The organism is Actinoallomurus soli (assembly GCF_024055715.1).
Lineage (GTDB): Bacteria > Actinomycetota > Actinomycetes > Streptosporangiales > Streptosporangiaceae > Actinoallomurus > Actinoallomurus soli.
The window spans coordinates 34,500-60,767 of sequence record NZ_JAMXMV010000028.1 but is presented as its reverse complement, the minus strand read 5'-3'; the positions used below and the strand labels follow the sequence as shown (position 1 = coordinate 60,767).

Here is a 26,268-nt window from a genome sequence, read left to right as displayed (position 1 = left end):
CTGTACTCCCGGAGATTCCCGCCTCTACGCTCGGCGCGTGAGTATGCCGGAGTCACAACAGCCACAGCGGCTTCCCGACAGCGCCAGGTCCCGCCTCGCGGCCGCCTCCCAGGGGCGGCCGTGTTTCACCTCCGACCTGTCGGTGAACGAGTTCGTGCTCACCGCCCAGGCCGGATTCGAGCCGCTCGGCCTGGTGATGGGGACGTGCATCTACCACATCGGCACCCAGCCGACCCGGTGGAAGGTGAGCCAGGAGCTCTCCGTCCTGACCCAGGCCATGTACAACGCGCGCGAGCTGGCCATGGCCCGCATGGAGTCGGAGGCGGACGCGCTCGGCGCCGACGGCGTGATCGGCGTCGAGATCCGGGCGCGAGGGTACGCGCTGTCCGCCGACGTCATGGAGTTCGTGGCGGTGGGCACGGCCGTCCGGGGGAATCCGGGCCTGCGCACGCCCGCGGGCCGGCCCTTCACGTCCCACCTGTCCGGCCAGGACTTCTGGACGCTCATCCAGCACGGCTGGGCACCCCGCGCGATGGTGCTGGGCACGTGCGTCTACCACGTCGCCCACATGTCGTTCCGTCAGGTGCTCCAGGCGGCCGGCCAGAACACCGAGCTCGACACCTATACCCAGGCCGTCTACGACGCCCGTGAGATCGCCATGGCCCGGCTGCAGTACGAGTGCCAGCAGGTGGGGGCGGACGGCGTCGTGGGGGTCTCGGTGTCGGAGGACGACTGGATCTGGGGCGAGCACGCGGTGGAGTTCTTCTGCATGGGCACCGCCGTCAGCCGCCTCCAGCCCGACGCCCGTCCGGTGAACCCGACGATGACCATGCCGCTCACCGACTGACCGACTGAGCCCACCGGCGCCGGATCGTCCACTCTGGCCGGCCGGAGTGGACGATCAGCCACGGGTGCCGTCAGTCGAAGATCGGGTCGCGCGTGCGGCTGCGCTTGAGCTCGAAGAAGCCGTCCGTGCCCGCGACGAGGCGGACGCCGTCCCAGAGCTTCGCCGCGGCCTCGCCGCGCGGGATCGGCGACACGACCGGGCCGAAGAAGGACGCGCCCTCCACCGAGATCACCGGCGTGCCGACCTCGTAGCCGACACGGTCCATGCCGTCGGTGTGCGAGGCTCGCAGCGCCTCGTCGTACTCGTCGCTGTCGGCGGCCGCCGACAGCGCCCGGTCGAGGCCGGCCGCCTCGAGGGCGTCCTCGATGACCTGGCGGATGTCCTTCCGCTGCTCGTTGTGGAAGCGGGTGCCCAGCTCGGTATAGAGGGAGCCCAGCACCTCGGCGCCGTACTTCTTCTCCGCCGCGATGCACACGCGGACCGGCCCCCACGCCGTCTTCATGAACTCGACGTACTGCTCCGGCAGGTCGCGCCCCTCGTTGAGCACGGCCAGGCTCATGACGTGCCACCGGACGTCGATGGGCCGCAGCCGCTCGACCTCGAGGATCCACCGCGAGGTAATCCAGGCCCACGGGCACCTCGGGTCGAACCAGAAGTCCACCGGTGTGCGCTCGGTATCGGTCACCGCAACCCTCCACACTCTTCGGGCGCGTCCTCGCGGACCGCCGTCGAACTCGCCGGCGGACCTCACATCGAGGTCGCCGGCCCGTCTCGCGGGGGCCGGGCGTCGCTGCGACGCCGGCCCCCGTAACCGGCAACCGACGCGTTCCGGTCGGCATTCCGCCGGGAGTTCCCCCAGATCCGGGGGCGTGATCGCCAACTCACGGTTAGATGGGCGGTGGGGCGGCCCTGCCGTTCGTGCCGCCACGCCCTGAGCCGTACCGTTGATACCACCACGACGTCGTGAAACGAGGCGAGGAGTTCACTTGGCTGGCAATCTGACGCGCGATGAGGCGCGGGAGCGCGCCCGGCTGCTGACCGTCGAGTCGTACGAGGTCGATCTCGACCTCACGGCGGGAGCGGAGACGTTCGTCTCGGACACCACCATCAGGTTCGGCTGCGCCGAGCCCGGCGCGTCCAGTTTCGTCGACCTCCACGACGCGACGGTCCGCGAGATCACCCTCAACGGCAAGGCGCTCGACCCCGGATCGTACGACCCGGAGAAGGGCCGCATCCCGCTGCCCGGGCTCGCCGCCGAGAACGAGCTGCGCGTGATCTCCGACAACGCCTACTCCCGCACCGGCGAGGGACTCCACCGTTTCGTCGACCCGGTCGACCAGGAGGCGTACCTCTACACGCAGTTCGAGACCTGCGACGCGCACCGCATGTACGCCTGCTTCGACCAGCCGGACCTGAAGGCACGGTTCGAGCTGAGCGTGACCGCCCCGGAGCACTGGCAGGTCATCACCAACAACGCGCCCGACCGCGCCGAGGGCGGCCGCTGGCACTTCCCGGCGACGCCCGGGATCTCCACCTACATCACCGCCCTGGTGGCCGGTCCGTACCACGTGGAGCGCGACGAGTACGTCGCCGACGGCCAGCGCATCCCGCTCGGCGCCTACTGCCGTGCCAGCCTCGCCGAGCACTTCGACGCCGACGCGATCTTCGAGGTCACCAAGCAGGGCTTCGACTTCTTCCGCCGCGCCTTCGCCCGGCCGTACCCCTTCGACAAGTACGACCAGCTGTTCGTGCCGGAGTTCAACGCGGGCGCCATGGAGAACGCCGGCTGCGTCACGTTCCTGGAGGACTACGTCTTCCGGTCGCGGGTCACCGACGCCGCCTACGAGCGCCGCGCCGAGACGATCCTGCACGAGATGGCGCACATGTGGTTCGGCGACCTGGTCACCATGCGCTGGTGGGACGATCTGTGGCTGAACGAGTCGTTCGCGACGTACATGAGCGTGCTCTGCCAGTCGGAGGCCACCCGGTGGACGGGGGCCTGGACGACCTTCGCGAACCTCTGGAAGACCTGGGCGTACCGCCAGGACCAGCTCCCGTCGACCCACCCGATCTCCGCCGACATCCCCGACATCCGGGCGGTCGAGGTCAACTTCGACGGCATCACGTACGCCAAGGGCGCCAGCGTCCTGAAGCAGCTCGTCGCCTACGTCGGGCGGGACAACTTCTTCAGCGGCGTCCGCGCCTACTTCGACCGGCACGCGTGGGGCAACACCTCGCTGTCCGACCTGCTCGACGCCCTCGAAGAGACCTCGGGCCGCGACCTGACCTCCTGGTCGAAGGAGTGGCTGGAGACGGCCGGCGTCAACACGCTGCGCCCGTCGTACGAGGTCGACGACGAGGGCCGCTTCACCTCGTTCGCGGTGCTGCAGGAGGCGCCGGAGAACCACCCGACGCTGCGCTCGCACCGCGTGGCGATCGGCCTGTACGACCGGACCGACGAGGGCATCGTGCGCCGCAGGCGGGTCGAGCTCGACGTCGTCGGCGCCCGTACGGAGGTCGCCGAGCTGGTCGGTGAGAGCCGCCCGGACCTGGTCCTGGTCAACGACGACGACCTGACCTACGCCAAGGTCCGCCTCGACGAGCACTCGCTGCGCACGCTCGTGGACGGCATCGGGGAGATCACCGAGGGCCTGCCGCGGGCGCTGTGCTGGTCGGCGGCCTGGGACATGTGCCGGGACGCCGAGCTGGCCGCGCGCGACTACGTCCGGCTGGTGCTGTCGGGCATCCGCGGCGTCACGGACGTCTCGGTGGCCCAGACGCTGCTGCGGCAGGCGCGGCTGGCGACCTCGCAGTACGCCGACCCCGCGTGGCGGGAGACCGGCTACCGCCTGCTGGCCGACGAGCTGCACACGCTGCTGTCCGAGGCCGAGCCCGGCTCGGACTGGCAGCTCGCCTACACCCAGGCGTTCGTGTCGGTGGCCACCTCCGAGGAGCACGTCGCGTACGTCCGCGGCCTCCTCGACGGATCCACCACGCTGGACGGCCTGGTCGTCGACACGGACCTGCGCTGGTCGCTGCTGCGCCGTCTCGTCGTCCGCGGCGCGGCCGGCGAGGAGGAGGTCGAGGCGGAACTGCGCCGCGACGCGACCGCCGCGGGCGAGCGGCACGCCGTCGCCGGCCGCGCCGCGATCCCGACCGCCGAGGCCAAGGCCGCGGCGTGGGAGCGCATCATCGGCGGCGAGCTGCCGAACGCGCTGTACCGCGCCACGCTCGGCGGTTTCGTCGACACCGACGACATCTCGCTGCTGGAGCCGTACGTCGAGAAGTACTTCGCCGAGGTCGGCCGCGTCTGGTCGTCGTGGTCCAGCGACATGGCCAGCACGTTCGCCGAGACCGCCTACCCGTTCCTGGTGATCTCGCCGGCCACGATCGACCGCACCACGGCGTACCTCGAGGCGGAGAACCCGCCGTCGGCCCTGCGCCGCCTCCTCGTCGAGGGGCGCGACGGCGTCGCCCGTGCCCTGCGGGCGCGGGAGAAGGACCGCCAGAGCGCGTAAGGAGTGCGTGGAAAAGGCCCGGCCGGTTTCCGGCCGGGCCATTCTCCTGCGGTCTGGCGCTGGCGGGCGGCGCGCCCCGTCAGGCGTGGCGGGCGGCGCGCCCCCTCAGGCGTGGCGGGCGGCGCGCCCCCTCAGGCGGCCCCCGTCAGCCGTCGTAGGCGGCGCCCCGTCAGGCGGTCCTCGTCAGGCGTTGTAGGCGGCGCCCCGTCAGGCGGTCCTCGTCAGGCGTTGTAGGCGGCGCCCCGTCAGGCGGTCCTCGTCAGGCGTTGTAGGCGGCGGCCGACCGCTGGCGCTGCCGCTGCCGGGTGCCGAGGACGTGCTCGACCAGGGTGATGAGCACCTGCTTGACCGACTCCCGCTCCCGGGCGTCACAGGTGATCACCGGCACGTGCGGGTCGAGGTCGAGCGCGCCCCGGACCGCGTCGATGTCGGGCTGGGCAGCGCCCTCGAAGCGGTTGAGCCCGACGATGAACGGCATGCCGCGGCGCTCGAAGAAGTCGATCGAGGAGAAGCAGTCCGCCAGGCGCCGGGTGTCGGCGAGGACGACCGCGCCGATCGCGCCGACGGCCAGTTCGTCCCACATGAACCAGAACCGCTTCTGCCCCGGCGTACCGAAGACGTAGAGGACGAGCCCGTCGCCGAGCGTGATACGGCCGAAGTCCATCGCCACGGTCGTGGTGGTCTTCTGCTCGACGCCGGAGGTGTCGTCGACGCCGACGCTCTGGGAGGTGAGCATCTCCTCGGTGCGCAGCGTCTGGATCTCGCTGACCGTGTTGACCAGGGTGGTCTTGCCCGCCCCGAATCCACCGGCGACCAGCACCTTGACCGCGAGCTGGGTTCCCATCTGCATTTTCTCAGTACCCGCTTTCACTGGAACGGGCGCCGTGGTGGAGGCGCGAGGAGACGGCGTCCGCGTCCGGGGCCATGGCTGCGGCGAGCCAGGGCAGCCAGTCGGAAGTGCCGGTCGGTACGGCCCGCTGCGGCGTCACTAGCAAATCTCCTCTTCCTGCCTTTGTGCTGATATGTCGCCCGACGTACGCGGGCGGATAACCCGGCCCGTACAGGAGCGCCACCCGGCTCGTCACCCTGACCGCCGTCGCGGCCGGCCGGGCCACATGATCGCTGCGGCGGCACGGAAACCGGACGATCGCCGTGTCAGCCGACATGATCTCACTGAGAGCGAACCAAGATCCACCGATTGGAATACGGATTTGTAACTGCACCGGTCGGTTCGCCGCGGGCCGCCCGGCTCACCGGGTATGCCGCCCCGGCGCGCGAATCCGTGCCGCGGGCAGCGGCGATGTCCCCATCGCATGGCAAAGTGAACGGGTGGAGACGGCACGGGAAGTACTCACGACACTCGCCGGGCGCTACGCCTTCGGAGACCTCGCCGCGTTGTGCGAGGCCGGGGCCGCGGGGCTACGACCGGACATCGCCGCCGAGGTCCGGCTGCTGTGCTCGTTCGGCCAGCGGCTGATCGACCTGGACGCCGAGGACTTCGGCGTGCCGGAGGTGACCGGCGACCCGGTCGTCGACGCCCACAAGGTGCCCGACCACCTGCTCTCCCGCGCCCGGGCCAGCAGGATGCCCCAGTCGGCCAAGGAGCGCACGCGCGGCGCCCTGCGGACGCTGCGCCCGGCGTACGGCCTGCTGCTCGAGGTGATCGAGGCGCGGTGGCGGCGGCGCGAGATGGCCGCCCTGGTCGCCGCCCTGCACATCGCCTCGGAGTACCTCCCGCTGCTGGCCTGGGAACCGGTCCTCGGCCACGCCGGCGACCCGGCGCTGCTGCCGGCGGCGGTCGGCGGCGACGGCAGCAGGTTCGGCATCATGCCGCAGCCGGGCCGGCCCCGCGAGTGCGACCTGACGCGCCCCGAACAGTCCGCCGCCGAGCGCGCGCTGCGGGTGGCCGGTGAGCCCGGCCCCGGATGGCGGGCCTACCTCGACCGCCAGCACAGCACGCTCGCGTCCGCCCTCGGCCGCTGCGCGGGGTCCTGCCGCACCCCCTGCGACGTGATCGGGCGCCTGTCCCCCGACGTGCTGGAGGCCCTGACCGCCCGGTGCCGGCTGGCCCAGGAGTTCGCCGACGGCGCCCTCGTACGGCTGCGCCACGCGGCGCCCGTCGGGCACGGCTTCGGGGTGCCCAGCCCCGAGGAGGTCGAGGAGGCGTGGGCGCGCACCCGCAGGTCGGTCGGCAACCAGCCGCTCGGCCGCGCGGTCACCGAGCCCAGCACCGTCTACTGCCTGCCCGGCCTGCCCGAGCTGTTCTCCGCGGCGGCCGGGCGGCCGATCCTGCCGGACACCCTGCTGCACGACGTCGCGGCGCGCATCGTCGCGATCCTGGAGCGTTGACCGAGGGCCGGGCCGGGTGCGTCAGCCGAGGACCGGGCCGAGGGCGGCCGGCAGGCGCGGGTGGCGGGGGAGGTCGTCGAGCAGCACCGGGTGGCCGGCGGCGTCGGCGAGGGGGATCCGCCAGTTCGGATACTCGTCCGTCGTCCCCGGCTGGTTCTGCGTGCGGCGCTCGCCGACCGCGTCCGCCAGCGAGACGCCGACCAGCCGCGCCGGCGTACGCGCGAGGAACGCGTGCAGCGCCGCCGTCATGTCCGCGGTGTCGAGGCCGAGCGAGGTCAGCAGCTCCTTCCACTCGCCCAGGAAGCGGGCGAGCTCGCCGTACTCGTCGGCCGCCGGGCGGGTGAGCAGGCCGAGGCGCTCGCGCAGGGCGATGTGGTCGCCGTTCAGGAACCCGTCGATGGGCGGCATGTCGTGGGTGCCCACGGTGGCCAGGCACAGCTCACGCCACCGCTCCGGCGGCAGCGGGGCGCCCTTCTCGTCGCGTTCGAACCATGCCATCGACGTGCCGAACACCCCGCGCTCGGCGAACACGTCCCTCATGTACGCCGCGACGGTGCCGAGGTCCTCGCCGACGACGACCGCCCCGGACTCGTGCGCCTCGTACAGCAGCACGCCCAGCAGGTCGCCGTAGGGGTACGAGACGTACGTCCCCTCGGCCGGGGAGGCGCCCCGCGGGACCCACCACAGCCGGAAGACCTGCATCGCGTGGTCGAGCCGGAGCCCGCCCGCGTGCCGCAGGACGTGGCGCAGCATCTCGCGGTACGGCGCGTAGCCCGTCGCCGCGAGCCGCTGCGGGTGCCAGGGCGGCTGCCCCCAGTCCTGGCCGCGCTGGTTGAACTCGTCCGGCGGCGCCCCCACGCTCATCCCCGAGGCGAACAGGTCCTGGTACGCCCACGCGTCCGCCCCGCCGGGGTCGACCCCGACGGCCAGGTCGTGCACGATCCCCAGGGCCATGCCGGCCGTGCGCGCGGCGTCCTGGACGGCGGTGAGCTGCTCGTCGAGCCACCACTGCAGCCTGCGGTGGAACTCCACGCGGCCGGCGCGCCGTTCGCGCTCGGCCGCGACCGCCGCGGACCGGGGGTCGTGCAGCTCCGCCGGCCAGGACGGCCAGTACGACCCGTGCTCCTCCGCCAGCGCGGACCAGGTCGCGAACGCGGTCAGCGCCTCGCCCTCGCGTTCGCGGAACGCGGCGTACGCCGCCGCGCGGTCCGGCGTGAGCGGCACGGCGGCCAGGAGCTCCAGCGCCGCCCGCTTGGCCGTCCAGGCCGCGTCCCGGTCGATCTCGTCGGTGCCCTCCGACCGGGCCCGCTGCGGCCCGGCGAGCTCGTCGATCCGGCGCCGCGTCTCCGGGTCGGCCGCGGCGTACTCGGGGACCTCCTCCGGCCGCAGGTAGAGCGGGCTGGTGTAGCGGCGGCTCATCGGCAGGTACGGCGACGGCCGGACCGGGGGCGCCGGCTCCCCCGCGTGCAGCGGGTTGACGAGGACGAAGCCCGCGCCCAGCTCGCCGCCGCTCCAGGCCGCCAGCTCCCGCAGGTCGGCCAGGTCGCCCACGCCCCAGGACCGGCTCGACCGGACGGAGTAGAGCTGGGCCATCAGGCCCCACTCACGCCCGCCCGGGTCCGGAGCCCGCGACGGCGCGACGAGCAGCGGCGCGACCTCCTCCCGCTCGCCGCGCCGGGCCCGTACGCGATGCCAGCCGAGCGGCGTTCCGGCCGGCAGCCGGTACGCCGTGCGGAATCCCGCGGCCTCCGCCGCCGAGGCGGGCGGCCGCCCCGCCACGGCGGCGGGGACCGGTTCGCCCGGGGCGGGGGCCGGCTCGCCGGGAGCGGAGGCCGGTTCCCCAGGGCCGAGGGGGAGCTCCTCCCCGGTGGCGAGCTCGATCCGGATCTCGGCGTCCTCCGCCGCGAGGAGGGGCTCCCCGGCGAAGACGACGGCGGTGGGCGGGAGCAGCCGGGCACGGCGCTCCCGGTCGATTCGCTTACGCTCCCGGCGTACGGCCTCCGGCGAGGACACGTCCGCGCCCAGCGCGGTGAGCACCGCCCTGATCGTCGTTTCGGGCACGTCGGACGGCCGGCCCCGCCAGTCCGTGTAGGAGGTCTCGACGCCGTACGCGGCGGCCAGCGCGTTCAGGTCCTCGGTGCCCTCTGCCACGGTGTCCTCTCCCACGGTGCCCCCGTCCTCGCCGGTTCTCACGATGCCTACGATGCCCCGTCGTTCAGTCCCAAATCGGGGGATGGCGATGCGCCCACGGCCGGGCCTCCTCCAGCTGCGCCGACAGGGCGATCAGCGTGGCCTCGTCGCCCATCCGGCCGGCGAGCATGACGCCGATCGGCAGGCCGCCGTCGGTCCAGTGCAGGGGGACGTTGACCGCGGGCTGGCCGGTGACGTTGTAGACCGAGGTGAACGGCGTGAAGAGCGTCTGCCGAACGAAGTTCTCCTCGGGTCCGACCTCGTCGAAGTGGCCGACGGGGACGGGCGGCAGGGCGAGGGTCGGCTGCAGGATGACGTCGTAGCGCTCGAGGACCGGCAGCCCGGCCCGTACGGCCAGCTGCAGCGCCGCCTGGGCGCGGAGCAGCTGCGGCGCGCCGATCGCGTTGCCGCGCTCGCGGAGCCACCGGGTGAGCGGGCGCAGCAGCTCCTCCTTCTCGGGCGGAACCGGGGTCATCGTTGCCATGGACGCCCAGAGCACCTCGAAGTGGGGCATCAGCTCCTCCTTCCACGGCGGGTCGATGTCCTCCACCTCATGGCCCAGCTCCGCGAGCAGCTCGCTCGCCTCCTCGTACGCGGCCAGGCAGTCGGGGTGCACCCGGGCGTCGGGGACCGGCGGGACGGCGCTGCGCCCGACGCGCAGGCGGCCCGGCGACCGGTCGGCGGCCTCGAGGAAGGTGCCCTCCGGGGGGGCGGCGTGGTACATGTCGCCTAGAGCGTTCCCGGCCATGACGTCCAGGAGCAGGGCGGCGTCCCGTACGTTCCGGGCGATCGGGCCGCTGCTCGCCAGGCCGACGAGGTCGGGAACGATCGGGCCCGGGCTGATGCGGCCGCGCGTCGGCTTGATCCCGAAGAGGCCGCACACGCTGGCCGGGATCCGGATGGACCCCCCGCCGTCGCTGCCGTGCGCGGCGGGCGCGAGGCCGGCGGCGACCGCCGCGGCGGCGCCCCCGCTGGACCCTCCGGCGGAGCGCTCGAGGTCCCAGGGCGTACGCGCGGGAGGCGCGACGGCGTTTTCGGTGTAACAGGGCAGTCCGAATTCTGGCGTATTGGTCTTCCCCAGGAGAATCGTCCCTGCTCGGCGCAGAAAAGCGACGACGTTGTCGTCGGTGAATGCGGTGAAGTCCGTAAAGGCCGCCGAGCCGAGCGTCGTGCGTACGTCCTTGACCATGTTGAGGTCCTTGACGGGGATCGGCACGCCGAGCAGCGGAGCCTCCTCGCCGGCCATGACCGCCCGCTCCGCCGTCTTGGCCTGGTCACGCGCGAGGTCGTCGGTCACGGTGACGTAGGCGCCGACGCGGTCGGAGAGACGGTCGATGCGGTCGAGGTAGTGCTCGGCGATGTCGACGGGCGAGAGCTCCCCGCCGCGGATCGCGGCGGCCTGCTCCCGAACGCTGAGGTGATGAATATGCGTCACAAGTGAAAACGGTACGCCCACCGAAAGTTGCAGCAGAGCAGTGGGGGATGGGATTTATCTACCCGGGTAACATGCCACTGAACCGCGCGTGCGCGGAGACAAAAGTATCAACCGGACACGACTATGCACTCGGCTCACGCTCTGGTTACGCTTCGCAGCAGGGAAGATCATGTGTGCTGCAGTCCATCGAGCACGGAGTGTCGACATGGCCAGTGTGGAGCGAGGCGAGTCCACTCAGACGTCCACACGCGAGCACCCCGACGAAGAACGTCCGATCGAGCTGCCCGGCGAGGAGGGCTCGGCCGAACGTCCTGACGAGGGACGCCCGCCCAGGCGGCGGAGGGAGCAGGCGGCGATCGGAGGCCGGATCAGCGATCCACAGATCCAACGCTGGATGATCCGGGCGGGCGCGGCCGCCGTGCTGGGCCTGCTGTTCGCGATCATCTTCGAGATCCGGATCGGCCTGGCCGTGGCGGTGCTCACCGTGATCGTCGACGTGGTCCGGCGGTCGCGTCAGCATTCCAGCGTCGAGGCGTGGCGCAAGCCGTCGGTCGCGGAGCGCCGGACCGAACGGCAGTTGCGGGGCATGGAGAAGGCCGGCTACCGCGCCCTGCACGCCCGCGCGGTCCCCCGCGACGAGGAGGGCGTCAGCGACGGGCAGATCGACCATCTCGTCATCGGGCCGACCGGCGTGTACGCCGTCGACTCGGAGAAGTGGGACAAGCGGCTGCCCGTGCGCGCGCTGTCGCACCGCAAGCTGTTCCTCGGGCCGTTCAACAAGAAGGAGCGCCTCGACGAGGCCCGCTGGGAGGCCGACCAGGCGAGCAAGCTGATCAGCGCGGAGCTCGGCTACGAGGTGCCGGTGCAGCCGTCGCTGGCCATCTACGGCCCGGCGATCTCCTGGAAGGTCCTGATGGTGCGCAACGTCGACGTCTACTCCGGTGGGCGGGCCCGTAACTACCTGCGCCGCAGGCCCAAGATCCTCACCGCGGTGGACATCGAGCGGATCTACAACGCCGCCGAGCGCGTCCTGCCCCCGAAGTACCCCGACGCCGACCCGGACTGACCTCCCGTCCCCCGTGCTCAGGGCCCCGATCGGGCGACCCGGATGTCTCGGAAACTGAGACCACCGTCTCATCCGGGCCGCCGACCCCATACGATCGAACCCTGAGCACAAACGATGGGAGAGGCAGATGCCCCCGCTGAGGTCACGAACGGTCACGCATGGCAGGAACATGGCGGGCGCCCGGGCCCTCCTCCGGGCCACCGGCGTAGCGCGCGAGGACTTCGGCAAGCCCATCATCGCGGTCGCCAACAGCTTCACCGAGTTCGTCCCCGGCCACGTCCATCTGCGCGAGGTCGGCCAGGTCGTCGCCGCCGCGGTGAAGGAGGCGGGCGGCGTCCCGCGCGAGTTCAACACGATCGCGGTCGACGACGGCATCGCGATGGGCCACGGCGGCATGCTCTACTCGCTGCCGTCCCGCGAGCTGATCGCCGACGCGGTCGAGTACATGGTCAACGCGCACTGCGCCGACGCGCTGATCTGCGTCTCGAACTGCGACAAGATCACGCCGGGGATGCTGATCGCCGCCATGCGGCTCAACATCCCGACCGTGTTCGTCTCCGGCGGGCCGATGGAGGCGGGCAAGCCCGTCGACGGCACGACCAAGCTCGACCTGATCGATCCGATGATCGCCTCCGCGGACGAGTCGGTCTCCGACGAGACGCTCGCCCAGATGGAGGAGAACGCCTGCCCGACCTGCGGGTCGTGCTCGGGCATGTTCACCGCCAACTCGATGAACTGCCTGACCGAGGCGATCGGCCTGTCCCTCCCCGGCAACGGCACGGTCCTGGCGACGCACGCGGACCGCAAGAAGCTCTTCCAGGATGCCGGGCGCCGCGTCGTGGAGGTCGCGAACCGCTACTACGCCGAGGACGACGAGTCCGTCCTCCCGCTGAACATCGCGACCCGCGACGCCTTCGAGAACGCCATGGCCCTCGACGTGGCGATGGGCGGCTCGACCAACACGATCCTGCACCTGCTCGCCGCGGCCCGCGAGGCCGGCGTCGACTTCGGCCTGAAGGAGATCGACGAGCTCTCCCGCCGGGTGCCCTGCATCTGCAAGGTCGCCCCGGCCACCGCGAAGTACCACATCGAGGACGTCCACCGGGCGGGCGGCATCCCCGCGATCCTCGGCGAGCTCGACCGGGCCGGGCTGCTCAACCGCACGGTCCACACGATCCACAGCGGGTCGCTGGGCGAGTTCCTCGAGGCGCACGACGTCCGCTCCCCCAAGGTCCGGCCCGAGGCCGTGGAGCTGTTCCACGCCGCGCCGGGCGGGGTCCGCACCACGAAGCCGTACAGCCAGGACAACCGCTGGCAGGAGCTCGACCTCGACCGCGAGCAGGGCTGCATCCGCGACGTCGAGCACGCCTACACCAAGGACGGCGGCCTGGCCGTGCTCTACGGCAACCTCGCCGTCGAGGGCGCGGTCGTCAAGACCGCCGGCGTCGAGGAGGCCCTGTGGACCTTCGAGGGTCCGGCGGTCGTCTTCGAGAGCCAGGAGGACGCGGTCGAGGGCATCCTCGGCAACCGGGTCAAGCCCGGTGACGTCGTCGTCATCCGCTACGAGGGCCCCAAGGGCGGCCCGGGCATGCAGGAGATGCTGTACCCCACGTCGTTCCTCAAGGGCCGCGGGCTCGGCAAGGCCTGCGCGCTGATCACCGACGGGCGCTTCTCCGGCGGCACCAGCGGCCTGTCCATCGGCCACGCCTCCCCGGAGGCCGCGGCCGGTGGTGACATCGCCCTGGTGGAGGACGGCGACCGCATCGTCATCGACATCCCGCGCCGCGAGCTTCGCCTCGACGTGCCCGCCGACGAGCTGAAGGCACGCCGCGAACGCCTGCTGAAGGAGCTGGGCTCCTTCCGGCCCCGCGACCGGCACCGCCCGGTCAGCGCCGCGCTGCAGGCGTACGCCGCGATGGCCACGTCCGCCTCCACCGGTGCCGCCCGCGACATCTCCCAGCTCGGCGGCTGACCTCCACGAACGAGACCGCCCCGCCCGGATCATCCGGGCGGGGCGTCGTCGTTCTCGGGGACCGGGCTCAGCCGCGAGTGGCGCCGACGAACTGCATCAGGCCGTACGACCGCTGGCGCAGGCCGGCGAAGCCGCGGCCCCGCAGGGCGTAGCAGAGGTCGTCGGCGCCGAACATCCGGATCCCGGCCAGCCGCCCGAGCACGGAACTGCCCATGCCGATCACGGGCACGTCCGGCCTCCGTGTCGTGAGGAACACGGCCCGCCCGCCGGGCTTGAGCACGCGGGTGATGCCGTCGACCGCCGCCCACGGGTCGTCGAAGAGGTAGAGGCCGCCGAAGCAGCACACCGCGTCGAACGTTCCGTCCCCGAACGGGAGGTCCGCCGCGTCGCCGCGGACGTACGCGACGTCGGCGGCGCCGTTCTCACCGCGGGGGCTGGGCCGCGCCGTGTCGGCCACGGCGCGGTCGAGCATGGTCGCGGCGGCGTCGATGCCCACGACGAGCCCGTGGCCCGTCATCCCGGCCGCCAGCGCGCGGGTGATGTTGCCCGGGCCGCAGGCGACGTCCAGCACGGTGCCGTCCGGGATCGCGGCCAGGTCGAGCCAGTCGCGCGCGAGGGCGTACTCCTCCTCGATGTCCGGGCCGAGCGGGCCCTTGAACACCCCGAACATCACCGGCCGCCACAGATCCTCGTAGATCTTCGGCAGGAAACCGGAGCGCATCAGGCGCTGCGCGAACGTGTCGTGCGGCCGTGCCCCCTCGCCGAGAAGGTCGAGGTAGCCGCGCGACACGTCCGGCTCCGCCGGGGGCCGGTCCAGCAGCGGCAGGACGCGGTCGACGGCGTTCGACCGGACTCCCCCGCTCGCCTCGCTCATGGCCGCGGAGCCTCCTCCCGGATCGTGAGCCCGGTGTGGGCGGCCATGAAGGACAGCGTGTCCACGCTGAGCTCGATCGAACGGCTGACGGCACGGGCGCCGTGCCCGACCTCGGCCTCGTTGCGCAGGAGGATGGGCCCGCCGTCCTCCGCGCAGGCGTGCTGGAGCGCCGCGCACATCTTGCGGGCGTGCAGGGGGTCGACGCGGGTGTCGCTCTCGAACACGGTGAACAGGGTCGCCGGGTAGGCGACGCCCTCCCGCACGTGGTGGTACGGGGAGTAGGCGTACAGCCAGCCGAACTGCTCGGGGTCCTCGGCGGAGCCGTACTCGACGTTCCAGGTCTGGCCGAGACCGAACCGCTCGTACCGCACCATGTCGAGCAGCGGCGCCGAGCAGACGGCCGCGGCGTACAGGTCGGGCCGCTGAGTGATCGCGGCGCCGACGAGCAGCCCGCCGTTGGAGCCGCCGGAGATCGCCAGCCGGTCCGCCGTGGTCCACCCGTCGGCGATCAGCTTCTCGGCGGCGGCGTGGAAGTCGTCGAAGACGTTCTGCTTCTCGCCCAGCATCCCGGCGCGGTGCCACTCCTCGCCCTCTTCGGAGCCGCCGCGCAGGTTGGCGACGACGTACACGCCGCCGGCCTCGACCCAGGCGAGCGTCCCGGCGGAGTAGGCGGGGGTCAGCGGGACGTTGAAGCCGCCGTAGCCGTACAGGATCGTCGGCCGGGGCTCACCCGGCGCCGCGTCGGCGCGGGCGACGATCAGCATGCGGACCTCGGTGCCGTCCTTGGAGGTGTACGTCACCTGGCGCGCCTCGACGTCGGGCACGTCGACGGTGCCGGGCGGGGCCGCCCAGAGCGTCGTCTCACCCGTGACGGCGTCGAAGTGGTACACCGACGACGGCGCCGTGTGGTCGACGTAGGTGAACCACGCCTCGTGGCCGCCCTCGGGGCGTTCGACGATCCCGCCGATCGAGCCGAGACCGGGCACCGGAACCTCGCCGATCCGCTCCCCGGTCGCCAGGTCGTGGATGGTGATCTCGCTGATCGCGTGGCGCGTCCATCCCGCGAGGAGGACCGGCCGGTCGAGTTCGTCGAGGATCGCGAAGTCGACGAGGACCGCCTCGGCGTCCTCGGGGATCAGGTCGCGCCAGGTGCCGGGCGACACGTCGGCCGGGTCGGCGACGCAGAGCCGTCCGCGCGGGGCGTCCAGGTCGGTGAAGGTGTACGCGCGGCCGTCGCGCCCGATGTGCACGCCGGTCTCGGCGTCGATCCCCTCCTGGACCACCCGCAGCTCCGGGGCCTCCGCCTCGGAGGCGCCCAGGTCGGCGATCCACAGGTCGTTGCGGGGGGCGGTCCCCTGGGAGGAGGACAGCGTCAGCCAGCGGCCGTCGCGGCTGACGCTGACGCCGTAGTAATTGGTCTTCTCCCGCCCCTCGCCGAAGATCATCACATCGTCGGTCTCGGGGTCGGCCCCGACCCGGTGCAGGTACACGCGGCGGTGGTACTGGTCCTCCCCCGCCGGGACCTGGTCGGCGGGGAGCCTGCGGACGTAGTAGTACGCCTCGCCGCCCGGCAGCCAGGCGACCGGCGTGTAGCGGCACCGCTCGATCGGCCCCTCGACCGTCTCGCCGGTGGCGACGTCCATCACGTACAGCTTCGACTCCTCGTCGCCGCCGTGGGACAGCTGGTAGGCCAGCAGGCGGCCCTCCTTGTCCGGCTGCCAGGAGTCCAGCGTCGTCGTGTGCGTCGAGTCGAGCGCCATCGGGTCGATCAGTGCCCGCTCCTCGCCGCCGGGGTCGACGGTGTACAGGACGGCGTGCTCCTGCTCCGCGGTGCGGCGCATGAAGAACCGGCGCTCGCCCCGCCACACCGGCGCGCCGACACTGCCGGCGCCGAGCAGCTCACGCACCCGGGTCCGCAGCCGGGTGCGGCCGGGCAGGTCGTCGACCTCGCGGTGGAACAACTCGTCCTGGGCCGTCAGCCACTTCTTGGTGTCGTCGGCGTTCGGATCCTCCAGCCACCGGTAGGGATCGGCGACGCGATGACCGTGGATCTCCTCCACGAGGTCCTGACGATGCGCGGACGGGTACGGCGGTCGGCTCATGAGTCGCACTTTACGAGGTCGCCGGAGCGGCCCGTGCGTGGCGTGGCGCTTTCCCCCCGGTCGCCGTACCGAGAAAGATGTGGGGCGCGTCTTTCCACGTCGATCGGGGGGAACAATGGAAGACACGCACGGCCCGTACAGACCGGCCGCACGAAGAGGCGGGCGCCGCCGTACGGCGCTGGTCGCGGTCCCGGGGCTGGCCGCGGCCGGCCTCGCCGCCACGGTCCTGGCCGGTGGGCCCGCGCACGCGCGCACACCGCAGCCGCCGCGCCCGGCTCCGCAGCAGCACGGGGGCCCGGCGCACCCGGGACACACGGCGCAGCCGTCACCGTCGCCGTCCCAGTCGCCGTCGCGTTCGGCGCAGCCGCCGCGCTCGCCGTCCCAGACGGCCCGGCCGTCGCAGGAGGGATCACGGCACTCTCGGGAGGCGGGGAACGAGCACTGGGCGAAGGGGGCGGAGCTGCACCTCGTGTTCGACCGGCCCGAGGCCGCCGGGGACTCCGGCGTCCTCTGGCGCTGGACGCTCGTGAACGAGGGGGCCGGCACCGCCGACGACGTCGTCGCGACCCAGAAGGTCACCTCCGGCCACAAGATCCTCGGGCTCTCGAAGCCCTGCGCGTCGGACCGCGAGACGGTCGTGTGCCGGTACGACACGATCGGCGCCGGTGACAGGCGCGCCGGCTGGATCAAGACCTCGGGCAGCCTCAAGGGCGGCCCGCTGCGCGTCGACGCGAAGATGACGTGGCGCGACCGGCCGACCGCCGCGGACACCGGCGCCGAGGGGAACCACCACCCGGGCCACTGAGCCGACCGCTCTACCACATGAGCCGCCTTCCGGGCGCGCTTCCAGCGATTACCCCGATTCATGGGGTAGCGAAATCGGCATCTCAACAGCCACACTGATTGCAACTCGGGTATCGTCCGTGAGGAGGTCCTCGTGGCGGGTGCGCTGGTGAGAACGATCGACGAGCCTCATGCGGAGGCGCGCTGGAGCGCGGCCCGGGAGGCGGCCGGCACCTGCGACACAGGGGCCGTCTGATGAGACAGGTCCTCCTGCTCAACGCGACATACGAGCCCCTGACCACCCTCCCGATGCGGCGTGCCGTCTGCCTGGTCCTGCGGGAGAAGGCGGAGATCGTCCACCACGACGCGTCCGGGGCCCGGCTGCATTCCGCCTCCGTCGTGGTCGAGATGCCATCGGTGATCCGGCTGCTGCGCTACGTCCGGATCCCGTACCGACAACGGGTGCCGCTCACCCGGGCGGCGCTCATGCGGCGCGACAACTTCCGGTGCGCCTACTGCGGCCTTCGCGCGGAGACGATCGACCACGTCATCCCGCGCAGTCGCGGCGGCATGCACATCTGGGAGAACTGCGTCGCCTCCTGCATGCCTTGCAACCATCGCAAGGCCGACAAGCTCCTTGAAGAAATCGGCTGGAAGCTGCGTTTCGTCCCGTCCGTTCCGCGCGGGGCGCACTGGCGGCTGATCGGCCTGATCAACGACGGCGACCCTCAGTGGGCGCCCTACGTCTCCGAACCCGCGGCCTGATCGCTCCGAGCGGCGGACGGGGCATGACGGACGCAGCGGTCACGTCGTACGCTGTGGCCGTGCCACGTTACGACTACCGCTGCCGCGTCTGTGGCGCGACGTTCGAGGTGTCCCGCCCGATGGCCGAGGCGTCCGCCCCGGCCGCGTGCCCCGACGGCCACGACGACACGGTGAAGCTGCTGTCCACGGTGGCGGTCACCGGCGGCGCCGCGGCCCCGCCCAGCGGCGGTGGCTGCTGCGGAGGCGGCTGCTGCGGCTGAGCCCGAGCGCGGCGGGTCCTGCGGATCCTCCTCGGCGCCGAGCCGACCGCCCGGGCCGGTCGCCATACGGCCCTCGTCACTCTCGTGCGGCGGCGAGTGCCATCGGTGAGGTGCGAGTCGCCGACAGCGTGCTCCAGGCGCTCGCCGCGCCGGTCACGATGAACGCGCCGGGCACCAGCAGGCCCAGCAGTTCCCACGGCACCGCGACGAGCGGACGGCCGGCGGCCCGTGCGGACGCGGTGCCGAGCCCGGCCAGCGCGCCCGCGGCCACGAGCAGGCCGAGGAACACGCCGATCGCGGTCACCGCCGACGCCTCGATCAGTGCCATCCGCACGACCTGCGGCCGGCTCATGCCGGTGAGCCGCACGACGGCGAACTCCTCCGCGCGCTCAGCACCGGCGATCACCACCGCGTTGACGACCGGGTCCTCGCCTACCTGCGGAGCGGCGCCGGCGGATGAGGCAGGGCGCACCGGTCTTGACGTGAGCGGCGGCGGGGTGGCACCGCCGCCTCTCACGGCCCCCTTCTCCGAGCCGGATGTCCGCCGCGCGGACACGGGCTCGAAGTCGTCAACGCCGCACGGCCCCGGCACGGCCGGCGGCCCCGGATCGCCTGAGCGACCCGTGGCGCGGCCGACGACCCTCGATCACCTGGACGGTCCCGGATCATTCCGGCGTCCCCGGATCACTTGGGCGGCCTCGTGCCGTGGCCGGCGGACACCGCGTACGGGCGGCTTCCCCCCGCCAGGGCACCGCCCGTACGCGGCGCTCACCCCTCCGGGCCCGCGCGTCCGCGCAGGGTGTCGCCGTCCAGGTGTTTCTCGAGGTAGACGGTGACGGTGCCGCCGGTGACCTTGCGGTCGACCTCCCGCCAGGCGAACGCGCGGTACAGCGCGAGCGCAGCGCGCTGGCGTACCGTCGTGTCGGCCCGGAGCACGCGGTAGCCGAGCTCGGCCGCGCGCTGCTGCAGCACGGTGACGAGCACCCTGCCGTAGCCCCGGCCCTGCAGGTCCGGCCGGACCCGCAGGCGCACCATCTCGGCGGTGACGTCGTCGACGCGCCGCAGCCCGCCGAGCGCCGCCACCTCGCCCCGCACCTCTCCGACGAGGAACTCCCCTCGGTCCCGGAGGTAGATCTCGTCGATGCGCGCGAAGTCGTCGTCGTAGTACACGCCGTCGCCCGGGCGCACCCCCACCCGGAACAGGCACTCCTGGTGGAGGGCGAACACCGCCTGGTGGTCACGGGCGGTGTAGCGCCGCAGCCGGAGGCCGGCGAACTCCCACTCGGGGGGCTCGTACGACAGCCGCTGCACGCTCGCCGAGATGCCTCCCGGCAGGCGGGCCACCCGTCAGGCCTGCTTTCGGGTGATGCCCGCCGTGGCCGGAGGACCGGCGAGCGCGTCGCGGAACTCCTGGGCCGCCCGGATGTCTCCGTACTGGGAGACGACCGCGCTGGCGAGCTGACGGGCCCGGTGGATGACGATGTCGGTCCGGTGCGCGGCGGACACCGCGAGGATGGTCTCCTTGGCGGTGCGCAGCGCCTCTTCGGGCTCTCCTTCCTGGAGCCGGCACGACGCCCGGTCGAGCCAGATCAGCGTGCGGTCGAGCTCCTCGGTCGCGGGGTAGAGGGTCAGCGCCTTGCGGAGCGTCTCGTCGGCGTTCCCGTGGTCGCCGAGGTTGGTGTAGGTGTCGCCCATGTGGAAGGCCAGTTGGCGCTCGGTGTAGCCGAAGGCGGTGTCCTTCACCTGGTCCTTCCCGAGCTGGGAGAAGACCGTCTGGCCGCGGGCGAGCGCGCGCTTGGCGCTGGGGACCGCCTCGTTACGGCCCCGCTTGACGAGCATGCCGAGGGCACGGGCCTCGACGATCGGCGCCATGGCGCCGGCGACGCTGGGCACGCGGCCGGCCAGGTCCTGCGCCCGGCGTGCCAGGTGCAGGGCCTCGCGAGGGTCGCCGTAGTACATCGGCACCAGCGACTCGCGCACGCTCACCCAGGCCCGGAGCGCCCGGTCGCCGGTCTCGTCGGCGGCGGTCCGCGCCGTGCGGAAGAACGAGCGGGAGAGCCGGTGGTCGCCGAGATCGATCATGATGACGCCGGACAGGCCGGACAGCTGGGCCGCGATGCGGCACAGGCGCTCCTGCAGTTCGATCGGCTGCCGCTGCTCGCACATGCGGCGGACCTCGCTGAAGTCCAGCAGGACGTCGCAGAGCAGCCGCAGCGGCGGGGTGGACATGTACTGCTGTCCGTACCCCTGGACGGTCTCCTCCCACTGGTCGAGCATGGTCGGCGACACCGAGGCGTTGACCAGGGTGTCGTCCATGCGGCGGCGGATGCCGTCCACCGCCCCCAGGATCTGGCCGTCGAGCACCACGCCTGCTCCGGCCAGGAGTTGCAGGAGAGTTCGCCGAAGCACTATGTCCTCCTCGTCTCCGTCCGTGCCGTCCGCCGGGTCTTCGGCGCGGTAGTGGACCCGGGAGAGGTGCGGACCGGAGGTTCGGTCGAATTTGGTCGCCCATTCGCTGCCGCCCGTGACGACGGCTCGCGGCCCGATCACGCTGTCGGGCTCGCGAGCGCCGGTCTCCTGGGTGCCGGCGGGTGGGCGCTCGTGTCGATGTCCGCAGACGCACGGCCCTTGGAAGCCGAGGTCCGGGGGTTCTACGCGGTAGACGCTGCAGAGGTAGTGCAGGTATTCGGGGCCCGGGCGCTTGTAACCGCTCTCGTACGCCGACAGCAGCGTCTCACCGAGCTTGGGGAGTGGTTTTCCCTCCACCTCGTACAGCGCCCTGACTTGGGCGACGACATCGGACAACGCGATGCCGTGCGCGAGTCGCTGGGCTTTGATCGGACTGGTTCCGAAGATCGGTCCGCATTGATCGTGAATTTCCCGCGCGATGTCCGGTGGCGCGAGGCCCTGGGCCAGCCCTCGGGCGCGGATACGACGTGCCGTATCAGCCTCTTTGCGCGGTGGATCCTTTTTACGGGGATCTGTTACTTCTGTTCCGGGGGGATCTGTCATTCCCGGCCTCCTCGGGGGGAAGAGCCGACCGGATAACTCATGGCCACGGAGATGAAATCTCGCGTACGCAGCGTAACTCTGGCATCGCGATACGCCAACCAGATCAGTCAGAAAGGCGCCTGATACGGCCGCACTCCCCATACCGGAGCGGAAAAAGCTTCATCGCCAGTTGAAGAACCTCTACCCGAGTCGACAGATCTTTGTCCCCGGCCGCCGCGAACGTCCCTTGACCGCTCCCCCAGGGCTTGCGATTCTCGCACCGCGTAACGAGGTGAGTTCATCGTGTGAGCGAGGGAGGCGCGCTCGGTGTTCGACGAACGTCGACTTGGATATCTCGAAGGACTGGTGCGGGAGTTAGGCGAACGCGGCCTGGTGGCCCGCGTGGTCCGCAGCCGTTCCGGCCCGGCGTTCTGCCGGGTCGTCAACCCGGACGCCGCGAGCATGTCGGAGAACGTCACGTGCGCGCCGGCGCCGGACACCCCCGACCAGCGCTCCTGGTACTTCTGGTGGTCCTGGGGCGAGCCGATGCATGCGGTCGACGACCCCTGCGGCGCCGCCGTCAAGGTGGCCCGCGTCCTGGAGGCGCACGGCGCCTAGGGCCCCTCTCGACTCTTCACCGCTACGGACGGTGACCCGAGACGAGGCCCTGTAGATCACCCCGCGGAGCCTGTTGCCAGTGGCGCGGACCGACCGGCTCCGCGGGGCCCAACTCCCGGCGCGCGCCCGCCGGATGGCACCGGGAACGTCCCGGCGTCGCCTACGATCCATCCCGTAGGTTCGCCGGTCCAACGCGGTCGCCCAGCACGGGGACCACCCGGGAGGAAGTCTCGTGTTCGCGCGTCTTGCGATGTCGGTCCTGCCGTCCGTGAGCGGGAAGACGTCGCTCAAAGACGCCTGCAAGACCGACCCGAACTCGATCTCCGAGCACATCACCAAGGGTTGCCAGCTCACCTGGAACCTCACGCACAACGGCGATCTGACCTACTGGTACCACGTCTGGCTCGACGGCAGCAGCCCGATCACCTGGACCGTGAAGCTGATCCTCACGATCGTGATCGCGTACGTCCTGCGCCGCCTCACGCACAAGCTGATCACCAAGATCACGATGCGGATGGCCGAGGGCACGATGCCCGAGCGGCTCCGCGAGAAGACCCGCACGATCTTCGACGGCAGCCCCGTGCTGGTCAGCGAGCGGCGCCGCCAGCGGGCCGAGACGATGGGGTCGGTGCTGCGCAGCATCGCCTCGGTGATCATCCTGGGCGCGGCGACGCTCACCGTGCTGGGGTACCTCGGGCTCAACCTCACGCCGTTCCTGGCCAGCGCCAGCATCATCGGCGTCGCCGTGGCCTTCGGCGCGCAGAACCTCGTCAAGGACTTCCTCACCGGCATGTTCATGCTGCTGGAGGATCAGTACGGCGTCGGCGACGTGATCGACGTCGGCACCGCCAAGGGCACGGTCGAGGCGGTCACCCTGCGCACGACCCGCCTGCGCGACGCCGACGGCGTCGTCTGGTACGTCCCGAACGGGGAGATCAAGCGGGTCGGCAACGAGTCCCAGAACTGGTCCCGCGTCGTCCTCGACGTCCCGGTCGAGTACGACGCCGACCTGGACAAGGTCCGTACGCTCCTGAGCGAGACCGCCTCGGCCCTGGCGGCCGAGCCGCCGTGGGACGAGATCATCCTGGAGGACCCGACCGTCTGGGGCGTTCAGGCGCTGTCCGGCGAGGCGGTCATCGTCCGCGTCGTCTGCAAGACGGCTCCGGGCCAGCAGGGCGACACCGCACGGGAACTGCGCGAACGCGTCAAGAAGACATTCGACTCGGCCGGCGTCCCGATCGCACCGTTCAAGGAGGACACTCCGGCCGCGTAGGCTGGGGCGGTCATGACACAAGAGGTCACTTTCTACGAAGCGGTCGGCGGCGAGGAGACCTTCCGCCGCCTGGTGCACCGGTTCTACCAAGGGGTGGCCGCGGACCCCCTTCTGCGCCCGCTGTATCCCGAGGAGGATCTCGGGCCGGCCGAGGAGCGACTCCGGCTCTTCCTGATGCAGTACTGGGGCGGCCCGCGGACGTACGGCGAGCGGCGCGGCCATCCCCGGCTGCGCATGCGGCACGTGCCGTTCCGGATCGGCCAGGCCGAGCGCGACGCCTGGCTCGGCCACATGCGCGACGCCATCGACGAGCTGGAGCTCCCCGAGCCGCTGGAGACGATGCTCTGGGACTACCTCGTGATGGCCGCGAACAGCCTGATCAACGCGCCCGGCTGACTCACGACCGCGCGCCGGTCGCCGTCGAGGCGGCCGTACGTGCCTGTGCCCGCTCGGCCCGTACGGGGAGCAGCAGGCCCGCGACGACGGGGAACGCCACCGCGATCGCGAAGGCCGTTCCGTAGTCCGACCCGCTGATGAGGGAGCCGAGCACGGGCGGGGTCGCCGCGGCGAGGAGGTTCTGGCCGGTGTTCTGGAAGCCGAGCGCCCGCCCGGCCCAGGCCCGTCCCGCGTACTCCGCGACCGCCGTGAAGGCCAGGCCGTTCGGAGTCACGGTGATCACCGACGCGACGACGAGGATCACGGTGGCGGCACTCCAGCCCGCCAGCGCACCGACGGCCAGGGCCAGCATCACGACGCCGATGCCCAGCGCCAGGAGGCGCATCGGGCGCAGCCTGCTGCCGGCCCGATCGGACCAGTGGCCGACGATCAGGCGGGCCGTGGCTCCGCCGATCTGCGCGGCCGCCAGCAGCCGGCCGGCGGTCCCGGCGTTCCAGCCCTGCGCGTCGACGAGGTAGACGAGCGCGAACGCGGACACCGTGAACTGCGGGACGACGAGCAGCGCGCTCGCCGCATGGATCCGCCACAGGACGGACGTGCGGTACGGCGAGCGGCCGCCGTGGGGCTCGTCGCCCTCCGTACGGGCCGGGTCGCGGACGAGCACGGCCACCAGCAGCGCGGCGGCGAAGCAGCAGCAGGCCAGGAAGACCAGGCCGCCCGCGAGGCCCGCGCCGGCCGCGAGGGGCGGCAGGACGACGGCCGCCAGCCCGACGCCGAGCGGCTGCCCGGTCTGGCGTACGCCCATGGCCAGGCCGCGCTCGTGGGCGGCGAACCAGCCGAGGATGAGCCGCCCGCTGGCCGCGTGGATGGACGCCCCGCCCGCTCCGGCGAGGAGGAAACAGACGCCGAGCGCCACCGGGTCGCGCACGGTGGCGGCGGCCAGCAGCGCGGCGCCGGCGATCGTGAGGCCGGTGGCGAGGATGATCCGCTCACCCCAGCGGTCGGCGGCCACGCCCCACAGCGCGAGCGAGACGAGGAGGCCGGCGACCGGGCAGGAGATCAGCGTCGCGGCCTGGCCGAGGGAGAGACCGGCGTCGGCGCGCAGGGCGGGGATGAGATACGGGAGGCCGTACTGGTACGCGCACCCGGCGATCATGGCGAACAACCCGATCCCGAGGATCGACCACCGTCTGTTCATATGTTGATATTAGCGTACCAAAATATGAGACGCCCTTTGCCGGAGAGGCCGCGGAACGCGACGCGCCACCGGCCTCTCGCGGAGGGCCGGTGGCGCGTCAGGGGAACCCGCGTACGGGGCCGGTGGCTCCTTACAGTGGCGGGCGCTGGGCGAGGATCGGGTCCTCGGCGACCTGCGCCGGGACCGAGAGGGTCCGTGCCTGCTGCGCCGGGGAGACACCGGCCCAGCGGAGCAGGTCCGCGGTCGCCCGCGCGCGCTGCGCGTCGGGCAGCTTGGCGAGCAGGCGGCCGCTGTGGTTCTGGCCCGGCGCGACGTACACGGCGGAGTCGCGGCTGCCCTGGCCGACGCGGAACGGCTCGGCGCCCCACGGGTCGTTCTGGCCGTAGACGAACATCATGTGGGTCGCGTGGGTGCGGACCCAGTGGTCGATGTCCTTCATCGCCGACGGGTCGAACCGCATGGGGATGTCACTCGGCACGTACGTCCGCGGCTGGTAGGTGCTCTCGTAGCGGAGCAGCGGGCGCAGGTGCTTGAACTGCGGCGACGGCCAGCCGAGCTGGGTGCCCGCCTGGTAGTAGTACGGGATGAACGGCTCCAGGCTCTGGTCCGTGTAGGTGAGCGCGCCGGAGATCGTGTCGAAGAAGGAGTAGATCTCGTCGGTCGATGCGGTCGTCGCCGGGACGTCCTTGCACTCCGACTGCAGGTGGTACTGCCAGAACCCCCACTCGAAGTCCATCACCGAGTTCTCGAAGGCCCGGTCGACGGTCTTGATGATGTGCCAGGTGTCGCCGGCCTTCTCGGCGTCGGCGCTCATCCGCGCGAGGATCTCCGGACGCCGCTTGAGCAGTTCGCGCTGGAGGTTCTCCAGGTTCGCGCGGCACGCCGGGTCCGTGCCGACGTTCTTGAAGAACCGGTCGTACGCGCTATCGTCCTTGTTGTTCACGTCGTTGGGGGCGACGTACGCGACCGTGCCGTCCACGTCCGACGGGTAGAAACGCTTGTGGTAGGTGGCGGTCATGCCGCCCTTGCTGGCGCCGGTCGAGATCCACTTGCCGTGGTAGATCGTCTTGAGGGCCTTGATCAGCCGGTGCTCGTCGGTGGCGGCCTGCCAGATCGTGTCCTTGGTCCACACCGCCGGCTCGGGCCGCGACGGGGTGAAGTAGCGGTACTCCACCGAGATCTGGTTGCCGTCCACCAGCGCCGTCGGCTCCGACAGGAACATCGTCTCCGGCGTGTTGTAGCCGCTGGTGTACAGGACCATCGGCCGGTCGTCGGACTTGTGCTCCAGCAGCACACGCTGCTCGAACCAGCCGCGCTCCGGGTGGTGATGGTCGACCGGCTGCCGGTAGTTCAGCCAGAACCAGCGGTAACCCGACAGCGTGGAGGTCTTCTCCTGTACCGTCATGCCGGGTATCGCCTTGAGCCTGGCCAGGACGTCGTCGTCCGCGGCCCGGCCCGGCGCCGCGTGCGCGGTGCCACCGAGACCGCCCAGCCCGGCGGCCAGCAGCAGCGCCAGCACTCCTCGAGAGAGGTTGCGCATTCTTACCCCTTTTGTGTCGGATCGCGAGAACGCAACCGCGACATTACGGGGCAAAGAACAGGCAAACTCGGTCCTACTCTGCCTTCGTTAC

General features: G+C 71.8%; 23 protein-coding genes. 11 read left to right on the top strand and 12 right to left on the bottom strand.

Features of this window, described 5'->3' with window-relative positions; genetic code table 11:
- Positions 1-43: 43 nt before the first annotated feature.
- The gene (locus NDW01_RS37965; protein ID WP_252829259.1) at positions 44-847 is read left to right on the top strand and encodes a heavy metal-binding domain-containing protein; all 804 of its coding nucleotides are present in this window, start codon (positions 44-46) and stop codon (positions 845-847) included.
- A gap of 70 nt (positions 848-917) precedes the next feature.
- On the opposite strand, the gene NDW01_RS37960 is transcribed toward NDW01_RS37965, so the two are convergent.
- Positions 918-1,532 (bottom strand): mycothiol-dependent nitroreductase Rv2466c family protein, encoded by a 615-nt coding sequence (locus NDW01_RS37960; RefSeq protein WP_252829240.1) that lies wholly within the window; start codon positions 1,530-1,532, stop codon positions 918-920.
- 301 nt (positions 1,533-1,833) lie between these two features.
- On the opposite strand from NDW01_RS37960, the gene pepN reads away from it, so the two are divergent.
- Complete coding sequence (gene pepN / locus NDW01_RS37955; protein ID WP_252829239.1) at positions 1,834-4,365, top strand: aminopeptidase N; 2,532 nt, start codon at positions 1,834-1,836, stop codon at positions 4,363-4,365.
- 259 nt (positions 4,366-4,624) lie between these two features.
- Here the strand turns inward: pepN and NDW01_RS37950 are convergent, their stop codons facing one another.
- Together NDW01_RS37950 and NDW01_RS43340 are read right to left on the bottom strand one after the other, a co-directional pair.
- Positions 4,625-5,209: a GTP-binding protein gene (locus tag NDW01_RS37950; RefSeq protein ID WP_252786648.1), complete on the bottom strand. Its 585-nt coding sequence runs from the start codon at positions 5,207-5,209 to the stop codon at positions 4,625-4,627.
- Positions 5,210-5,219: 10 nt separating this feature from the next.
- Positions 5,220-5,354 (bottom strand): hypothetical protein, encoded by a 135-nt coding sequence (locus tag NDW01_RS43340; RefSeq protein ID WP_256514124.1) that lies wholly within the window; start codon positions 5,352-5,354, stop codon positions 5,220-5,222.
- A gap of 340 nt (positions 5,355-5,694) precedes the next feature.
- Here NDW01_RS43340 and NDW01_RS37945 point away from each other — a divergent pair, with 340 nt between their 5' ends.
- A complete protein-coding gene (locus tag NDW01_RS37945) occupies positions 5,695-6,714 on the top strand; it encodes a hypothetical protein (protein ID WP_252829238.1) in 1,020 nt (339 codons plus the stop codon).
- 21 nt (positions 6,715-6,735) lie between these two features.
- Here the strand turns inward: NDW01_RS37945 and malQ are convergent, their stop codons facing one another.
- Complete coding sequence (gene malQ / locus NDW01_RS37940; RefSeq protein WP_252829237.1) at positions 6,736-8,907, bottom strand: 4-alpha-glucanotransferase; 2,172 nt, start codon at positions 8,905-8,907, stop codon at positions 6,736-6,738.
- A gap of 22 nt (positions 8,908-8,929) precedes the next feature.
- Positions 8,930-10,339, bottom strand: coding sequence for an amidase (locus NDW01_RS37935; RefSeq protein ID WP_252829236.1), 1,410 nt, complete (start codon positions 10,337-10,339; stop codon positions 8,930-8,932).
- A 205-nt stretch (positions 10,340-10,544) separates the two neighbouring features.
- Here NDW01_RS37935 and NDW01_RS37930 point away from each other — a divergent pair, with 205 nt between their 5' ends.
- Together NDW01_RS37930 and ilvD are read left to right on the top strand one after the other, a co-directional pair.
- Complete coding sequence (locus NDW01_RS37930; protein ID WP_252829235.1) at positions 10,545-11,405, top strand: nuclease-related domain-containing protein; 861 nt, start codon at positions 10,545-10,547, stop codon at positions 11,403-11,405.
- A 127-nt stretch (positions 11,406-11,532) separates the two neighbouring features.
- Positions 11,533-13,377 (top strand): dihydroxy-acid dehydratase, encoded by a 1,845-nt coding sequence (ilvD, locus tag NDW01_RS37925; protein ID WP_252829234.1) that lies wholly within the window; start codon positions 11,533-11,535, stop codon positions 13,375-13,377.
- A 67-nt stretch (positions 13,378-13,444) separates the two neighbouring features.
- On the opposite strand, the gene NDW01_RS37920 is transcribed toward ilvD, so the two are convergent.
- Together NDW01_RS37920 and NDW01_RS37915 are read right to left on the bottom strand one after the other, a co-directional pair.
- Positions 13,445-14,251: a class I SAM-dependent methyltransferase gene (locus tag NDW01_RS37920; protein ID WP_252829233.1), complete on the bottom strand. Its 807-nt coding sequence runs from the start codon at positions 14,249-14,251 to the stop codon at positions 13,445-13,447.
- A complete protein-coding gene (locus NDW01_RS37915; RefSeq protein WP_252829232.1) occupies positions 14,248-16,353 on the bottom strand; it encodes a prolyl oligopeptidase family serine peptidase in 2,106 nt (701 codons plus the stop codon). The genes NDW01_RS37920 and NDW01_RS37915 overlap by 4 nt, the downstream gene beginning before the upstream one ends.
- Before the next feature lie 115 nt (positions 16,354-16,468).
- On the opposite strand from NDW01_RS37915, the gene NDW01_RS37910 reads away from it, so the two are divergent.
- The 3 genes from NDW01_RS37910 (at position 16,469) to NDW01_RS37900 (ending at position 18,161) form a co-directional block, all read left to right on the top strand.
- Positions 16,469-17,158: a hypothetical protein gene (locus NDW01_RS37910; RefSeq protein WP_252829231.1), complete on the top strand. Its 690-nt coding sequence runs from the start codon at positions 16,469-16,471 to the stop codon at positions 17,156-17,158.
- A gap of 233 nt (positions 17,159-17,391) precedes the next feature.
- On the top strand, positions 17,392-17,901 hold the full coding sequence (locus tag NDW01_RS37905) for an HNH endonuclease (RefSeq protein WP_252829230.1): 510 nt from the start codon (positions 17,392-17,394) through the stop codon (positions 17,899-17,901).
- Positions 17,902-17,960: 59 nt separating this feature from the next.
- The gene (locus NDW01_RS37900; protein WP_252829229.1) at positions 17,961-18,161 is read left to right on the top strand and encodes an FmdB family zinc ribbon protein; all 201 of its coding nucleotides are present in this window, start codon (positions 17,961-17,963) and stop codon (positions 18,159-18,161) included.
- A 76-nt stretch (positions 18,162-18,237) separates the two neighbouring features.
- On the opposite strand, the gene NDW01_RS37895 is transcribed toward NDW01_RS37900, so the two are convergent.
- The 3 genes from NDW01_RS37895 to NDW01_RS37885 all read right to left on the bottom strand — a co-directional run bounded on the left by NDW01_RS37895 (position 18,238) and on the right by NDW01_RS37885 (position 20,966).
- Positions 18,238-18,633, bottom strand: coding sequence for an FtsX-like permease family protein (locus tag NDW01_RS37895; RefSeq protein WP_252829228.1), 396 nt, complete (start codon positions 18,631-18,633; stop codon positions 18,238-18,240).
- Positions 18,634-18,929: 296 nt separating this feature from the next.
- Positions 18,930-19,505 (bottom strand): GNAT family N-acetyltransferase, encoded by a 576-nt coding sequence (locus NDW01_RS37890; protein WP_252829227.1) that lies wholly within the window; start codon positions 19,503-19,505, stop codon positions 18,930-18,932.
- A gap of 3 nt (positions 19,506-19,508) precedes the next feature.
- The gene (locus tag NDW01_RS37885; protein WP_252829226.1) at positions 19,509-20,966 is read right to left on the bottom strand and encodes a tetratricopeptide repeat protein; all 1,458 of its coding nucleotides are present in this window, start codon (positions 20,964-20,966) and stop codon (positions 19,509-19,511) included.
- Between the two features lie 552 nt (positions 20,967-21,518).
- Between NDW01_RS37885 and NDW01_RS37880 the strand changes: the two genes are divergently transcribed.
- The 3 genes from NDW01_RS37880 to NDW01_RS37870 all read left to right on the top strand — a co-directional run bounded on the left by NDW01_RS37880 (position 21,519) and on the right by NDW01_RS37870 (position 23,439).
- Complete coding sequence (locus NDW01_RS37880) at positions 21,519-21,770, top strand: hypothetical protein (RefSeq protein WP_252829225.1); 252 nt, start codon at positions 21,519-21,521, stop codon at positions 21,768-21,770.
- A gap of 232 nt (positions 21,771-22,002) precedes the next feature.
- Complete coding sequence (locus NDW01_RS37875) at positions 22,003-23,043, top strand: mechanosensitive ion channel family protein (protein ID WP_252829224.1); 1,041 nt, start codon at positions 22,003-22,005, stop codon at positions 23,041-23,043.
- Between the two features lie 12 nt (positions 23,044-23,055).
- Entirely contained in the window at positions 23,056-23,439 is a 384-nt protein-coding gene (locus tag NDW01_RS37870) for a globin (protein ID WP_252829223.1), read from the top strand.
- A gap of 1 nt (position 23,440) precedes the next feature.
- Here the strand turns inward: NDW01_RS37870 and NDW01_RS37865 are convergent, their stop codons facing one another.
- Complete coding sequence (locus NDW01_RS37865) at positions 23,441-24,637, bottom strand: MFS transporter (RefSeq protein ID WP_252829222.1); 1,197 nt, start codon at positions 24,635-24,637, stop codon at positions 23,441-23,443.
- A gap of 130 nt (positions 24,638-24,767) precedes the next feature.
- Positions 24,768-26,177 carry a S28 family serine protease gene (locus NDW01_RS37860; RefSeq protein WP_252829221.1) on the bottom strand — a complete coding sequence of 470 codons (1,410 nt, stop codon included), beginning with the start codon at positions 26,175-26,177 and terminating at the stop codon, positions 24,768-24,770.
- Positions 26,178-26,268: the final 91 nt, after the last annotated feature.

Coding starts and splice junctions, on each gene's coding strand:
- NDW01_RS37865 (WP_252829222.1), bottom strand. CDS start 24,637: ATGAACAGACGGTGGTCGATCCTCGGGATCGGGTTGTTCGCCATGATC.
- NDW01_RS37860 (WP_252829221.1), bottom strand. CDS start 26,177: ATGCGCAACCTCTCTCGAGGAGTGCTGGCGCTGCTGCTGGCCGCCGGG.
- NDW01_RS37930 (WP_252829235.1), top strand. CDS start 10,545: ATGGCCAGTGTGGAGCGAGGCGAGTCCACTCAGACGTCCACACGCGAG.
- NDW01_RS37915 (WP_252829232.1), bottom strand. CDS start 16,353: ATGAGCCGACCGCCGTACCCGTCCGCGCATCGTCAGGACCTCGTGGAG.
- NDW01_RS37950 (WP_252786648.1), bottom strand. CDS start 5,209: ATGGGAACCCAGCTCGCGGTCAAGGTGCTGGTCGCCGGTGGATTCGGG.
- ilvD (WP_252829234.1), top strand. CDS start 11,533: ATGCCCCCGCTGAGGTCACGAACGGTCACGCATGGCAGGAACATGGCG.
- NDW01_RS37965 (WP_252829259.1), top strand. CDS start 44: ATGCCGGAGTCACAACAGCCACAGCGGCTTCCCGACAGCGCCAGGTCC.
- NDW01_RS37920 (WP_252829233.1), bottom strand. CDS start 14,251: ATGAGCGAGGCGAGCGGGGGAGTCCGGTCGAACGCCGTCGACCGCGTC.
- NDW01_RS37910 (WP_252829231.1), top strand. CDS start 16,469: ATGGAAGACACGCACGGCCCGTACAGACCGGCCGCACGAAGAGGCGGG.
- NDW01_RS37870 (WP_252829223.1), top strand. CDS start 23,056: ATGACACAAGAGGTCACTTTCTACGAAGCGGTCGGCGGCGAGGAGACC.
- NDW01_RS37905 (WP_252829230.1), top strand. CDS start 17,392: ATGAGACAGGTCCTCCTGCTCAACGCGACATACGAGCCCCTGACCACC.